Origin of the sequence: Nostoc sp. C117, from assembly GCF_043099735.1 — a bacterium.
GTDB lineage: Bacteria > Cyanobacteriota > Cyanobacteriia > Cyanobacteriales > Nostocaceae > Nostoc.
In genome coordinates this window covers 4,587,465-4,601,716 of sequence record NZ_CP170991.1, presented here as the reverse complement: position 1 = coordinate 4,601,716, position 14,252 = coordinate 4,587,465, and the positions used below count along the sequence as shown (strand labels likewise).

Below are 14,252 nucleotides of genomic sequence, written 5' to 3'. Positions count from 1 at the left end.
CAGTCCAAGGTACATTTACCAATCTCAAAGGGGTAAAAGACTTTGAACGTAGTTTGCGCCATCGTGTACTAACCCTAGCAGTAATGGCAGCAATAGTATTGAGTTTACTGTATCGACAAATACAGCATTTATTTATATAGATTAGGACTTACGCAAGTGTCACAAAAAATTAAAACTTTTAGTTTGTAGTAAGGGCTACTCTACGGGAACGCAACTCTTCGAGAGGCTCCGCCAACGCGAACAGTCCAGATTTTGAGGACTAAAGCCCTCGCTACAAACAAAAAAATATGCCAGTTGCGTAAGTCCTATAGATGTGCTTGCTGCCTGGAAATTGAAGGATTGTTGTGGGTTGACGCGATGTCTGTGAGTCACCAAGCCGTATCTCAACACCTGGAGAGCTGCTTATTAAGCAATAATGGAGCGTTTAGTAGCCAAAAAAACACAAAGGACACAAGTCTCCGAAAAATTTCGAGTACAGATTTTTTATTCCTATGTTTTTGTTACAATTATTGAAATTTTTTCCCTAAAAATACCACTATGTCCTTATACGCAGAATTACATAGACATCTAGGCGGTTCCGTCGTACCCAGAGTTTTGTGGCGATATTTCGAGCGACATTCTTCAGAGTTGATTTCCCGCTTTGCTGACTATTCAGAATTTGAAGATTTTTATACCCGCCCACGCAATACCCTAGATGAGTATCTAGAATTACACACTCTGGTAGAAAGTGTACAAACTGTAGAGACTTTACCTTACTTTATCTATCGGCTGGTGCGGGGTGCTTACATTTTTGAAAATTTGGCTTATCTGGAACTGCGCTATACTCCCTATTTACGGACACCTGAGCATCTGAGTCAATTAGACAGAATTGACAAGATGGCAGAAATTGTCCAAGTAGTAGGACAAGCTAGCCACCTGCCAGAATATCCCATTGTTACTAGCCAAATTCTCTGTATGCACACGCGTTTACCCTATGAGGTGAACAAGGCAATTATTGATTTGGCGGCGCAAAATAAGCAGTATGTCTGTGGAGTAGATGTCGCAGGAGGTGATAGCTATTATGCCGATCGCCTCAAAGAATGGATTAGTCTATATGATTATGCGCGATCGCAGGGCGTTAATACCACCGGACATTTATATGAAACTACTGCCGGCTGTTACCCGCAACTGTTACCCTATCTCATGCGAATCGGTCACGGCATCCAAATTCCTTTGCTGTATCCAGAATTACTTAATGATGTGGCTAGACGCGGACAGTGCTTGGAAGTTTGCCCCACAACTTATCTGAAAACTGGTACTTTGCAGGATATACGCCAACTGAAAGTAGTTTTTGACCGTTGTTTTGATGCTGGCGTCGATATTGCTATTTGTACTGATAACGCTGGGTTGCACAATGTGCGTTTGCCTTGGGAGTATGAAAATCTCTTGACTTACGACATTATTAACTTTAAACAACTACAAGCTTGTCAGGATGCAGCTTTCCGTCATGCTTTTGCTTGGCCTTACAAACAACATCCCGCATCGTTATTGAATGGTTTACTGAAACTTGAAACACCTAAAGTTTTAGTGATGGGGGATATTAATTAAAAACCACCTAGAGATCATCATAAAATCACCTGATTTTATGTTAATTAATGTTGCAAGTAATTATTTTTTCTCATGTCGGAGAAAAAGCTGTAAGTAAGTGGGTCAAATTAAATATAAAACCTCACCCTGCCTCCGGCTTCCCTCTCCTTACTAAGGAGAGGGATTGAGGGTGAGGTTTTATCTTATGTTTAATTACGCCTACCGACTTAATCCACAATAAATATCTTGCAAAAATCAATATTTTAGAGATTAAACCACAGATGCATACAGATAATTTATCAGTATAGGGACTGACAAATAAAAAATATCCCACTGTTCACAGTCAACAGTTAACAGTTAACAGTCAACAACTTCAAGCGGGATAATTTATTTCTTGGAGTTCCCTTAATCTGTGGTTCTTTTTTCCCTAATTCGGATTTTTGCCAGAAAATTATAGCAGTTCTTGCTTGGGTGAAATACAGGCGCTCGTAGGGTTACAGCATTGCGGTGCTACTAGTATGTATCGTCAGGTATTGCATCCAAACGAGAAGCGCTATATGAAATAATCTGGGTAAAGTTTATGCGGCAACACCTTCTGTTGCACCACCGGTTGAAATCCAAGCTGGAAGACCGCCGGGAATTTCTGCTACATGACCAAACCCTGCTGCTGTGAGAATTTGTGCAGCTTCGGCTGTATGTTGGTCATTTTCGCCATAAACATAGATATGGCGTTCTGTATGCAAAGCAGATTTAGCTCTGGATGCTAAATCTTCCAAGGGAATAGATATTGCCCCAGTAATCCTACCTTGATTGTAAGTATGGCGATCGCGCACGTCAACAATTGTTAAACCTGGTTGACCCCAATCCAAAAGAGACTTTAAATCGTGAGCATTAGCAGCTAATTTACTACTCATAAGCTTTTCCCGCTTAGACCTCACAAGCAATTTATCAAAAATCACCTTTTAATTGAGTTTTCAGTCTAATAAGTTAATAATTTGCAACTAGCTCATAACAATCCCCCAATAATTTGGGGGAATAGTCATTGGTTCATTTGGACTACCCAAGGACTGCACTAATGGAATACCGTTGGGTAATGCCAAAAACTCTTCTAACCAAACCATTATTTCTTGCTAATGCCATAATTTTCAAGGTCTTCCCATACCTGCGCTCCGGCGATTATTGCTAGAATTGCCATCGCTAAAATGTCCGTGAGCAGATGTTTTTTAGTACGCTCTACTCTTAGGTCTTTGATCTCTCCAAAGTGCTGGACTAAGCTCTGCTCAATAGCTCCAATTTCTGGCACTTCTATTCGGTTCTGCTGATTACCAGAAGTCTTTTTGCCATTGCCAGATTCCATTTCAAAGCCCTGAGACATTTTAGTATTCTTTGAGATTTACATAGCAGTACAGATGTTCTTTTAAGTACCATGCTCTCATTTCATCTGTCAAGTACAATTTATACCAACTTAGATGCTCTTACCCTGATTCAACTTAAGCACGGACGTTAGTTGTGTTTGTTTACCTGCAAATGACCTTCGCCAAGTATTAAGTTGACACATATGATAGTGCAGCCTTACTCATCTACTTCATACCAATAAAAATTCCTATAGATGAAGCTTTCAGCTTTTGATTATATAAATTGCACATCTGATTTTCATAAAAAGTATAAAGATTTTCATCAATTTTTAATATCGCTTAAGTTGAAATACTAAGTGCTAATAACAGTGTCTTGTCTGTCCAAAAATATAATTTTTCAGTAATAACACTCTAAATAAAGAGCTATTTGAACATACCACAAAAAGGCAAAATTAAGATTGACTTTGTAGAAGTATAGCTGTTAGAAGTAAGAGAAGACAGAAGAGAGATAGCTGCTCAAAAGAGCATTATCTAAAGTGTTTTACCTACTCAATGACTCTGATATGAAACGTACTTTATTCACTGCCTTGATTGCCGCTACAGCTACATTAACTGGATTAGTCACCAAAGCAGAAACTGCATCTGCTTCAGATTTTACTTGGAATGATTCCTGGACTCAACCAACAGTAGAAAATAAGTCTCAGACTGGTTTTAATGATTCTCCTTTCCAGCAATTTGTTCAAGCAGAAAGTGTTGCTCTTCCAAACAGCGGACAATTTAAATTAGACGCCAGTCAATTAAACCTAAAATACGACCACGATGTTTCTGTTTTCTTCATTAATGAAGGTGCTGGTTATAGAAACCAATTAGCCTTTAATGCCACAGGAACTACTAACAAGTCTGGTTTGCTTTTTAATGATATTTCTTGTGAAGGAACCGGGTGTGTTGGTGGTTGGGGCGGTAATGCGCTAAAACTCGGTGATGGCGTGAATATTGGTAATGTTAGCGCAGGTACTCAACTCGACTTATGGTTGAGAGCTGATGGTTTAAACCGTGGTGACTCTGCCAATATCTTTGGTACTGACACTGCTTCTAATGCTGATGGACTACAGCACGCAGTTGCTTATGCTTACAATAACTATATCCTCCTAGCATTCGAGGATTTATACGGAGGTTTATACGCTTCCGGGGTAGATTCTAAAACTGGTAAGTGGAACGAAAGTTCTGACCGTGACTTTAATGATGTTGTCGTTGTTCTTGATATCGGCGAGGCAAATGTTAAAGAACTCATCGGTGCTACTGTTCCTGAACCATCTGTTACTTTGTCAATGTTTGCAGTGGGGGCAGTTAGCATGTTTGGATTACGTCGTCGCCGTCAAACTCGCACTATTAACTAAACTTTGAAACCTCAGTTGTTAATCTATAGTGCGTTTAATTTTATTAGAAAATAACAAGTGATTAATTAAATTTTCACCCGTATAAGTCTACGGGTGAATTTATGTGTATGGGCATTTATCTTCTACATACCACGATCGCGTTCTAAATCATCAATCACTTTTTGCAAATACCAGTCATCTGACATCCCAGGATAATAATCCTGCTTTTGTTGAATCAATCGTTCAGCGATTTCCCAATATCCGCCCACCATTCGCAAAAGTCGTTGACGTAGTAGGTTATATTTTTGCTTTTTGGACTCCGGGCTAAATTTTTGGATTTTTTCTAGGCTACTTAAGACTTGTTGATAATTTACCCAGTCTTCTTGTTCACAAAAAATACTCGCCGCCCTTTGATAATTTTCCACCGCATTTTGTATTTCTTCTATGCAAGTGTAGGCAATGCCCCGATTGTAGTAAGCTTGAGCGTCATCAGGATTAATTTGTAGGGCTTGAGTGTAATCTTCAATTGCTCCGAGATAGTTGCCAGTTGCTCGATAGGCATTACCTCTGGCAATATACACTAAGGCATCTTCAGGTTGCATCTGGAGTGCTTGGTTTAGATCTGCGATCGCTCCTTGATGATCTCCCAAGACAGAACGTGCTTTGCCTCGGTTACGATAGACAATGGCATCTTGAAAATTTAATCGCAATGCTTGATTAAAATCAGCGATCGCTTCTCGATAATTCCCCATCTTACAACGCACAACCCCACGACAGCAGTAAGCTTGGGCATCTTGCGGATCGGCTTGTAATACCCAGTTTAGATCCGCGAGTGCCTCTTGGGTATCTCCTTTTTCAGCCTTGTCTAATAATTGCGTGAAATATTCCTTGGTAGATAAAATCGGCGCATTTGGAGAACGTGATGGCTGTACAGCAGCTTTTTCTTGCGGTTGTAGCTGTTTAATTTGTTCTAGACACAGGCGACAATTTTCTTTGTCCTGTTGTTCTAGATATAATTTTGCAGCTTTTTTAAAGTTAGCGATCGCATCTTGAATATATCCCTGTTTACGCCGCACTATCCCCCGCAAATTATAAGCAGCAGCATAATTGAGATTGATACGAATAGCTCGTTCAACATCCTCCAGCGCCCCCGCTAAATTTTTCAGCGCCACCCTCGCCAATGCACGACAATAATACGCCTCTACACTTTCAGAATTTAACTTCAGGGCTTCGGTATAATCTGAAACAGCCTTAAGGATTGCTCCTGAGTCATAATGTGCTAAACCCCGTTGCAAATAAGCTTCGGTAAAGTAAGGTGTTAATTGTAAAGCATGAGTAAATTCCTCAATTGCTCCAGCGTAGTCTTTTCGCTTAGCCTTTTCCAATCCTCTATTGTAGAATTCGTCATTCATCGCATTTATGGGGTTGATTCAGTTAGTTAAATTCGAGTAGGGTTGCTTCGTAGCCTAACCTATTTACTTACTCTTGATATTGTAAATATTCAACATGGCTTTGCTTAATTTCGTAATTTTCAGGGAAATAAAATGAACAAACGATGGTGATTCATAATTTTGAATCGCCATATTTTTGTAACGTAGCATGGCTGTAATAGCCTAGAGTATACTTTATTAAAAATCAGTTTTACCAATGAAAATTAGAACTATCACAACAGGGATATCACTTGAATCTTTACAAGAAAAAGAAAAAATTAAGCAAGCTGCTGAGTTCAATCAGCAAGGGCAGATTGAGTTTGAAAAACAAGGATATGAAGTACAGACGACTAGAATAGCTACTAATAGCTGGGAAGAATATCTGCAACCGCTGTCAAAAAGTGAAGTTATCAATGAAATTCAATCTCTAGAACAACTTTGTCAAAGTCTGAATATCCACTTTTTCAATATTGGTTATGCAGATAAACCCGAAACCATAGCTATAATTCCAGATATTAACAAAAATACATCGATTATTTATTGCTCAAGTAAGATTGGCGATAGGCAAACTGGCATCAATTTTGAGAATGCGAGGGAATCTGCCAAAGTTATTAAATGTATTTCACAAGAGACTGAAAATGGTTATGGTAACTTTCGTTTTTGTGCATGGGCAAACTGTCAACCAAATATCCCATTTTTTCCTACAGCATACCATACAGGTAATACATCTTTTTCTATAGGTTTAGAGTTAGGTGATTTGGTAATGGAAGCGTTTTCACAGGCTCATGATATTTTACCCGCAGAGCAAAAGCTACAATTACTTTTAGAAGTAGAATTAAAGAAAATTGCAGTTATTGCTGAAAAAATATCTGATAAATTTCAAGTTCTCTATACAGGTATTGATACCTCTTTAGCTCCATCTTTGGATAAAGAAAATAGTATTGCTTTTGCTTATGAAAAATTGATGGATGGTAAATTTGGAAATTCCGGAACTCTCGCCATTTCTGGGATGCTAACTCGTGTATTGAAAAATGTATCAGTCAAAATCTGTGGTTATTCTGGTCTAATGCTTCCAGTTTGTGAAGATGTCGGGCTAGCTACCAGAGCTAATGAGCAAACCTATGATATTACAAATTTATTATTATATTCAGCTGTTTGTGGCTGTGGACTGGATACAGTTCCAATTCCAGGGGATATAACGATAGAAAAGATTACGGCTATATTAATTGATATGGCAACTTTAGCTATCAAGTTGAATAAACCACTATCATCTCGATTATTTCCAATTCCCAATAAAAAAGCTGGGGAAATGACTAGATTCAATTCCCCATATCTAGTAGATTGTAAAATATTTACAGTTGACTAAAATTATTCAAAAAGTAAGCTAGGAGAAGTCAGCACAAAAACATCCCTACTTCCTTGAGCATCAATTTGTGGTTTGATGGGAGTGGTAAAGTGGAAAAAATCATGGTCGTTGACCAACAAAAGTTCTCCCGGATTAAGAACTTTACTCAATACAGGCTTTTCTTTTTTAGCCGTATACAAATGTGTTTCTCCACCTTGAATATTATCTCTATCTACTGAGAATATGCCAATAAAATCAGTCCCATCTTGATGAATACCTTCAGGTGCGGGATTACCTAAGTTATCTGGGGAACAAATAGTTCTAATTTGATGAATTCCGATTTCAGCTTCGGGATGAAGTTTACAAGAATCACTAAATGCTAAGACAAGATTTCTAAAAATATCAAGTTCTATGAGAGCATCATCTAATTCTGCAAACTCTCTTTTTATATCGCCCAATAATGGATTATACTCTTTACTCTGAAAAAGGTAGCCATGAGGTAATTTAATTAACTGATCCTCAGCAACTATAAACCGAGAGAGTCTTCTCGAACGATAGTTACCTTTGATGTAAGGATCAATAGGCATATTACTAAAAAATGGCTTGAAACCTTCTACATTAATTGAATTTACTTTTCTAAGAGTAAATAGAAAAGCATATTCTAATTCCGTTGATGTCCGCAATTTTTGCATAGGATTTACCTCCTTGCAGATTGAAATTCTCCCAGGTTTTTCTTTATGGGAGGGTTATAACACTTAGTATATGCTACTTTTTATTAATATGTTGTTAATTTGACTACAAAAATTGACACTTCATGATATATAAAGTTGCTTGGTTCTCCCACAGGGCGGAGTCCCAGCGGAAAAGATTTATTGATGGGGCTTTGGTGGAGAAGGAATCGACGTATATTTACTAGCAGCAACAAGGTTTTATAATGATAGATTGGCTTTACCGTTACCCACCTTTGTATTCGGGTATTTTACTCAAGCGTTACAAGCGATTTTTTGCTGACGTTCAACTTACTTCCGGTGAGATAGTGACAGCACACTGTCCAAATACAGGGCCGATGACTGGAGTATCGACTGCTGGAAGTGCGGTACAGCTTTCCAAAAGTGATAATCTCAACCGCAAATTGGCTTATACCTTAGAACTGATTCAGGTACATGACAACGAGCCGACTTGGGTCGGTATAAATACTGTTTTGCCCAATCGGGTGGTAAAGTTAGCTTTGGCGAAACATCTTTTTCCAGAATTGGGTGAATATAGCCAGGTTAAGGGCGAGGTAGTTTACGGGTTAGATAAAAAAAGTCGAGTGGATTTTTTCTTGACGGGGAGTGATGAAGAACGCCCGATTTATTTAGAAGTCAAAAATACAACTTTTTCTGAGGGAAGATTAGCCTTATTTCCTGACACGGAAACTACTAGAGGACAAAAGCACTTGCGAGAATTAATGGCGCTGCTACCATTAACTCGTGCGGTGATGCTTTACTTTATCAATCGCAGTGATTGTACAGAGTTTTCGCCAGGCGATCGCACTGACCCTGTATATGGTAGATTATTACGAGAGGCGATCGCTCTCGGTTTAGAAGTCTTACCTTGCCGTTTTGATATTTCCCCCGAAGGTATCCGTTATTTGGGTTTGGCAAAACTAAAAATTTGATTACACCTAAATAAATAGAGACGTTGTATTACAACGTCTCTATACCTATAAAACAATAAATCCATCTAGACATTATCTAGATGGATTTATTGGTAGTTGGTGTTTACTAAGAAACATTCAACCAGACTGTAACAAAGAAACGACTATAGGTAGCCGTCACTCCAGAGATAGCATTCGCTATTCTGACGTTTCGTTATGCAGGAATTAAAACTGTGTCAATAACGTGGATAACACCGTTATCAGCAGCAACATCTGCTGTTGCAACTTTTGCATCATTTATCTTGACGCCATTAGAAGCATCAATTTTCACATCTGAACCTTCAACGGTTTTAGCTGTTTTCAGTTTAGCTACATCAGCAGCGAGTACTTTACCTGAGACAACATGATAGGTCAAGATTTTCTTGAGCTTTGGAATATCTTTTAGTAATGCGTCTACTGTACCTGCTGGAAGCTTGTTAAATGCTTCGTCAGTGGGTGCGAAGACGGTGAATGGTCCAGCACCATTTAGTGTATCTCCAAGACCAGCTGCTTCGATTGCTGCAACTAGTGTCTTGAAAGAACCATTGTTGGTAGCAGTGTCAATTATGTTGGCCATGTGTTTTACCTAGTTCTGTGTAACTTGTTACAAATCTAAACTATTTTTTTAATAAAATCTATCTATCGTTGGGTGTATATCAAATCATTTTTTTTATTGTTATGATAAAAGTTTATACATATTTTTATACAAATAGAGAATTATATGTGATATTATCCCCAGCTAAAAACTTATGTTTTTTGCTAGTGGTCTGTCCCATTAATTTTGACGCTTAGAGAGACGGGATAAATCGCCGTCTCTACAGGGAATTTATCCACCAATTATTTATTGATAGATTGCTAGATATTGGACGTTGCTGAATATGAGTATGAATTTGAATTTGGCGTATTCGCCTTTAGACGTTCCCGCAGGGTAGGTTCAAAGACGCAAAGGTAAAGATTTTAAATTTCATACTTTAATTCAGCAACGCTTTTAAATTTGATAATCCAGTGCAACTAAAACTCTGCCACATTGCTGATTTGCGGGTACAGCTTCCAGTATCTTTTTCGGCTGAGGTAAGTTGAGGTTGTTCATTTGTTCAATGAACTGGTTGCGGCTGCGTCCAGCAAACTTAGGATTCCAGCGCTTTTCTTCGCCAATGGTGGATACAGTCTGTCCTTGGTAGTCGTGACCGGGATATACTAAGGTGTCATCTGGTAATGTGAATAACTTTTGAGTAACGGCATCATAGAGTGAGCCAGCATCGCCATTTTGGAAGTCAGTACGACCACAACCCTGGATGAACAAGGCATCTCCAGTTAATAAGTGAGTGTCGTTGACTAAGTATGCCATGTGGCTGTCACTGTGACCAGGGGTAGCGATCGCTCGAATTTGGACATTACCTAATTCCAAGATGTTGCCATCAGCAATGTAGTGGTCTGCACCAGTAACCGCCGAGTTTTCTGGTACGATACCGACACAACCTGTAAGTGACCTGAGTCTGTCTGTACCAGTGATGTGGTCAGCATGGATGTGGGTTTCCAGACAGTAGCGCAAAGTCAAATCCAATTGTCGCAAAACTTTTAAATCCCGTTCCACCTGTTCCAATACAGAATCAACTAGGATGGCTGTTTTAGTCTCTGGGTCAGCAATCAAGTAAGTATAAGTACTTGATTCTTTATCGAACAGTTGACGAAATAGCATAACAGGTTTCCTCAACTTCAATGATAGATTTTCTTCCACAGCACTAGCATGGGAATTGAGGGATTTCAGTAACTCTTGCGCCAAACTTGCGGCTTGAACCCGAATTTCTGGAACAGCAGTGGTTTCCCAAAGATTGCCTTTGCGCGGTGTCCCCAAGGTGTACAGCATTTGAGATGCTTTTCCATCTGCATCTATCAGCGCACCATTTACGGCGGTGTCGATTCCCATTGAGAAGGTGTTGGGACGAATCAAACGTTGTTCTTGCAGACTAGCTACCAATGGGTGCTGCAATCTGCGGTAATCACAATTTGCGCCAGTGCAATTTACAATCCGCTTGACTTGCAAAACCATATCTTTGTGTGTCCCGCGTTCGCGGATTGTCACATCAACCCCATTTTCAAACTGCTGACAGCTTTGAATTCGACCTGCGTAATGGGTGAGTTGACCAGAGTTGATTGCAGCATCAATTACTACGGCAATTTCTTCGGCGATGCGATGACGGTGAACTTCCCAATAAGCTTTGAGATGGCGCAAAAATCGCTTTTGTTCTGGTAATGGCAGTGTTTGCCAAAGTTGTTGAGTAACTGGACGAATGGCATCAATTACACCACGCCAATCTTTGCCTTGGGTAAATGCCGATCGCAATTCTTGGCGTATCATATGTAGCAGACTTCGGGCAGTTTTTGGTGCGGTCTCTACGTCAATAAATGCTGGATAAGGATTTGTTGATTTGTGGCTACAAGGCATCAATCCGTGACGCGACACAGCATAAATTTTTCCCTGGAATCCTTGCTGATGTAAAGCAACAACTGTATCCGCCATTGTTAAGCCTGTGCCCACTAGCAGAATAGCATCCTCTGGATTTAAATTAGCGATCGCATTACTTGACCAAGCATCTTTGACATACTGCTTGTTTAAACTAGCAATTGGTGTAGGCATAATTGCTGGGAAATTGCCCAAAGCTAGCACTGCTTTTTGGACATATAAACTCTGACCACTGCTGAGATAAACTATTGTCATAGAAGATTTTGTTTCAATGGCGATCGCTTCATCTACAATTTTTTCTAACTGCACATTTGCCAATACATTTATCTGTGCTGCCTTTAAAGTCGCCTGTACATAATTCCCATAAACCCGACGTGGAACAAAGCTAGATGCTGTTACCTGTTCATATCCGTTGCTGTGCAACCAGTTGAGGAAGTGATTTGGTTCATCCGCAAATGCGCTCATTTTACCAGCTGGCACATTCAGCAAATGACAATCCACTGGTGTACCATAAGCAACTCCTTTTCCCACTTCCGAATTGCGTTCAATCAACTTGATGGAAAGTGGCGTAGTTGCATGACGTAAAAGATTAGCTGCAACCAGAGAACCACTAAAGCCACCACCAATGATGGCAATTGAAACTGGAGAAATGTTTAGGTTAAAAATACTGTTATTCATAAAATGTACAAGCTGCACTTACTGCTTTCAATTCATCAATTTATCCCGGAAAACCTAAAATTTATGCTTGTTCTCAGCCGGGACATGCATGAATTAGTTCAAAAAACCACATAGGCACATGAATAAGTGGGAATTCGATTAGAGTATTCAATTCCCTAAATTGAGAGAGTGGGGATCGTAAGATTACACAAATTAAAATCTAGATAAAATAAGGTTTTAGAAGTATTTCTCTAAAATTTATCTGTCTCTTCCATCCAAATCCGATGCAAATACCGTGGTTTTTTATTAATCTCAAAAATGTCCCTTCAAAAGCAATAATTTTACCTTGATACTTGTCAAGATTTTCTGACACTAATACCAATTTTGTATAAAAATGCATATAAGAAAACCCCCTCTGTAGTCCCCCTTTGATAAGGCTACCGCCTATACCAAGTCTTTTAGAGTTGTTGTGTAACATAAAAAAAGTTAAGGCGTTGCAGGTCGATGCATTAAAGGTGCAGGTCAATGCATTAAAGGTGCAGGTCAATGCATTAAAGGTGCAGGTCAATGCATTAAAGGTGCAGGTCAATGCATTAAAGTTGCAAGTCGATGCAATAAAGGTGCAGGTCGATGCAATAAAGGTGCAGGTCGATGCAATAAAGGTGCAGATTGCTCATATAATTCGTAATTGTTATCCTAATACGGTTTAGTTAAGCCAAGAGACGCCATAAATCACCGTCAAGACGAAAGATTGATTATTGTAGAGACGGCGATTTATCGCGTCTTTGTGATTTAGAGTTTTCATCAAAAAGCCCTAACCTAACCGTATTGATTTTTACCCCACGACTGAAGTCAGGGGCATAGAAATTGGCAGACTGTTTTTTGCTCTCCATCAATAAATTAAGGGGCTAAGCTAATCGTCATTTAAATTGCATTTCTGCGTCCCCGTGTTTCCCTATCTCCACGTCTTCGCCTCCCCTCATCCCCCCATCTTTCTAGCGATTCAAATTATGCAACTTAAAGCTTATTACTGTCACTTTGGCTGAAAGCTAGATACCATTAAATTCGGCGTGTTTACTGTTCAGGAGTGCCAAAATGTCGAAACAACTGGGTCAAAAAATCGCACCGACACCGATATCAAATGATATTGGGGTTGTGGATTTGATTGATAAATACTTCACCGCGTATAACTCAGCACGTTTGCGGGAAATCTGCCAACTACTCAGCCGCGATGTGCTAACAGAAGGGGTGACGGTGGGAGTAAGCCTTTCTGGTGCAATGACACCAGCCGGATTTGGGGTTTCAGCGCTTGCACCTTTAATTCGCAACGGCTTTATTGACTGGATGATTAGCACAGGTGCAAATCTTTACCATGATATGCACTACGGTTTGGGTTTTGAATTGTTTGCTGGTAATCCGTTTTTGGATGATGTGAAACTGCGTCAAGAAGGCACAATCCGGATTTATGACATTATCTTTGGCTACGATGTGTTGTTGGAAACCGATGCTTTTATCCGCAAGATTCTGCAAGCAGAACCTTTTCAAAAACGAATGGGAACTGCTGAGTTTCACCATTTGCTAGGTAAGTATGTCCGCGAAGTAGAAAAGCAATTGGGTGTTGAGCATTCTTGTTTGCTAGCCACAGCTTATGAGTATGGCGTACCAATTTATACGTCTTCTCCAGGCGATAGCTCAATTGGGATGAACGTAGCAGCTTTGGCGTTGGAAGGTTCGCAGTTGATATTAGATCCTTCTATTGATGTGAATGAGACAGCAGCGATCGCTTACAATGCCCGTGAAGGTGATGGTAAAAGTGCAGCCGTAATTCTTGGTGGTGGCAGTCCAAAAAACTTTTTACTACAGACACAGCCGCAAATTCACGAAGTCTTAGGATTAGAAGAACGCGGACATGATTATTTTGTGCAGTTTACAGACGCGCGTCCTGATACAGGTGGTTTATCCGGCGCAACCCCATCGGAAGCTGTCAGCTGGGGTAAGATTGACCCAGAGGAATTACCTAACACAATTGTCTGTTACACCGATAGCACGATCGCTTTACCACTAGTAACAGCATACATCCTCAACAAGTGCCAGCCTCGCACCCTAAAACGTCTGTACGATCGGCGAGAAGCCATGTTCAACAAACTGCAAACAGACTATCTAGCAGCCAAAACCCAACCATCAGATAAGATTCCAGCAGCGGTAGCTGAAAGTGCTTCACAGCAAACAGCCACTTATCCCTGCGGTAGGTTGATTCCGAATACTTAGGGAGCGGAGGGGCAGAGGGGCGGAGGGGCAAGGGGAGCAGAGGAGCAGAGGAGCATAGGGAGAAATCCTAACTCCTAACTCAGCACTCAGCACGGGCTAAACGCCCCGCTACC

At 40.1% G+C, this 14,252-nt stretch carries 11 protein-coding genes and 1 pseudogene; 6 read left to right on the top strand and 6 right to left on the bottom strand.

Going from position 1 to position 14,252, the window contains the following annotated elements; genetic code table 11:
- The first annotated feature begins 537 nt into the window (after nt 1-537).
- Nucleotides 538-1,587 carry an adenosine deaminase gene (locus tag ACFG4S_RS19930; RefSeq protein ID WP_392530766.1) on the top strand — a complete coding sequence of 350 codons (1,050 nt, stop codon included), beginning with the start codon at nt 538-540 and terminating at the stop codon, nt 1,585-1,587.
- Nucleotides 1,588-2,144: 557 nt separating this feature from the next.
- Here the strand turns inward: ACFG4S_RS19930 and ACFG4S_RS19925 are convergent.
- A complete protein-coding gene (locus ACFG4S_RS19925) occupies nt 2,145-2,480 on the bottom strand; it encodes a rhodanese-like domain-containing protein (protein ID WP_392530765.1) in 336 nt (111 codons plus the stop codon).
- Nucleotides 2,481-2,642: 162 nt separating this feature from the next.
- Nucleotides 2,643-2,941: pseudogene (locus ACFG4S_RS19920) on the bottom strand (transposase family protein); the annotation flags it as partial.
- 543 nt (nt 2,942-3,484) lie between these two features.
- Between ACFG4S_RS19920 and ACFG4S_RS19915 the strand changes: the two are divergent.
- Complete coding sequence (locus ACFG4S_RS19915) at nt 3,485-4,318, top strand: DUF4114 domain-containing protein (RefSeq protein WP_392530764.1); 834 nt, start codon at nt 3,485-3,487, stop codon at nt 4,316-4,318.
- 122 nt (nt 4,319-4,440) lie between these two features.
- Here ACFG4S_RS19915 and ACFG4S_RS19910 read toward each other — a convergent pair whose 3' ends face one another.
- A complete protein-coding gene (locus tag ACFG4S_RS19910; protein WP_392530763.1) occupies nt 4,441-5,709 on the bottom strand; it encodes a tetratricopeptide repeat protein in 1,269 nt (422 codons plus the stop codon).
- A gap of 235 nt (nt 5,710-5,944) precedes the next feature.
- On the opposite strand from ACFG4S_RS19910, the gene ACFG4S_RS19905 reads away from it, so the two are divergent.
- A complete protein-coding gene (locus ACFG4S_RS19905; RefSeq protein ID WP_392530762.1) occupies nt 5,945-7,093 on the top strand; it encodes a DUF711 family protein in 1,149 nt (382 codons plus the stop codon).
- Between the two features lie 2 nt (nt 7,094-7,095).
- Here the strand turns inward: ACFG4S_RS19905 and ACFG4S_RS19900 are convergent, their stop codons facing one another.
- The gene (locus tag ACFG4S_RS19900) at nt 7,096-7,764 is read right to left on the bottom strand and encodes a 2OG-Fe dioxygenase family protein (RefSeq protein WP_392530761.1); all 669 of its coding nucleotides are present in this window, start codon (nt 7,762-7,764) and stop codon (nt 7,096-7,098) included.
- A 242-nt stretch (nt 7,765-8,006) separates the two neighbouring features.
- Here ACFG4S_RS19900 and sfsA point away from each other — a divergent pair, with 242 nt between their 5' ends.
- Complete coding sequence (sfsA, locus tag ACFG4S_RS19895; RefSeq protein WP_392530760.1) at nt 8,007-8,732, top strand: DNA/RNA nuclease SfsA; 726 nt, start codon at nt 8,007-8,009, stop codon at nt 8,730-8,732.
- Nucleotides 8,733-8,925: 193 nt separating this feature from the next.
- Here the strand turns inward: sfsA and ACFG4S_RS19890 are convergent, their stop codons facing one another.
- Nucleotides 8,926-9,327: a fasciclin domain-containing protein gene (locus tag ACFG4S_RS19890; RefSeq protein ID WP_392530759.1), complete on the bottom strand. Its 402-nt coding sequence runs from the start codon at nt 9,325-9,327 to the stop codon at nt 8,926-8,928.
- Between the two features lie 411 nt (nt 9,328-9,738).
- A complete protein-coding gene (locus tag ACFG4S_RS19885; RefSeq protein ID WP_392530758.1) occupies nt 9,739-11,892 on the bottom strand; it encodes an FAD/NAD(P)-binding protein in 2,154 nt (717 codons plus the stop codon).
- Nucleotides 11,893-12,365: 473 nt separating this feature from the next.
- On the opposite strand from ACFG4S_RS19885, the gene ACFG4S_RS19880 reads away from it, so the two are divergent.
- Nucleotides 12,366-12,581 (top strand): hypothetical protein, encoded by a 216-nt coding sequence (locus ACFG4S_RS19880; RefSeq protein ID WP_392530757.1) that lies wholly within the window; start codon nt 12,366-12,368, stop codon nt 12,579-12,581.
- A 385-nt stretch (nt 12,582-12,966) separates the two neighbouring features.
- Nucleotides 12,967-14,139, top strand: coding sequence for a deoxyhypusine synthase (gene speY, locus ACFG4S_RS19875; protein ID WP_392530756.1), 1,173 nt, complete (start codon nt 12,967-12,969; stop codon nt 14,137-14,139).
- The last annotated feature ends 113 nt before the right edge of the window (nt 14,140-14,252 follow it).

Coding starts and splice junctions, on each gene's coding strand:
- ACFG4S_RS19910 (WP_392530763.1), bottom strand. CDS start 5,709: ATGAATGACGAATTCTACAATAGAGGATTGGAAAAGGCTAAGCGAAAA.
- ACFG4S_RS19890 (WP_392530759.1), bottom strand. CDS start 9,327: ATGGCCAACATAATTGACACTGCTACCAACAATGGTTCTTTCAAGACA.
- ACFG4S_RS19885 (WP_392530758.1), bottom strand. CDS start 11,892: ATGAATAACAGTATTTTTAACCTAAACATTTCTCCAGTTTCAATTGCC.
- speY (WP_392530756.1), top strand. CDS start 12,967: ATGTCGAAACAACTGGGTCAAAAAATCGCACCGACACCGATATCAAAT.
- sfsA (WP_392530760.1), top strand. CDS start 8,007: ATGATAGATTGGCTTTACCGTTACCCACCTTTGTATTCGGGTATTTTA.
- ACFG4S_RS19905 (WP_392530762.1), top strand. CDS start 5,945: ATGAAAATTAGAACTATCACAACAGGGATATCACTTGAATCTTTACAA.
- ACFG4S_RS19930 (WP_392530766.1), top strand. CDS start 538: ATGTCCTTATACGCAGAATTACATAGACATCTAGGCGGTTCCGTCGTA.
- ACFG4S_RS19900 (WP_392530761.1), bottom strand. CDS start 7,764: ATGCAAAAATTGCGGACATCAACGGAATTAGAATATGCTTTTCTATTT.
- ACFG4S_RS19925 (WP_392530765.1), bottom strand. CDS start 2,480: ATGAGTAGTAAATTAGCTGCTAATGCTCACGATTTAAAGTCTCTTTTG.
- ACFG4S_RS19915 (WP_392530764.1), top strand. CDS start 3,485: ATGAAACGTACTTTATTCACTGCCTTGATTGCCGCTACAGCTACATTA.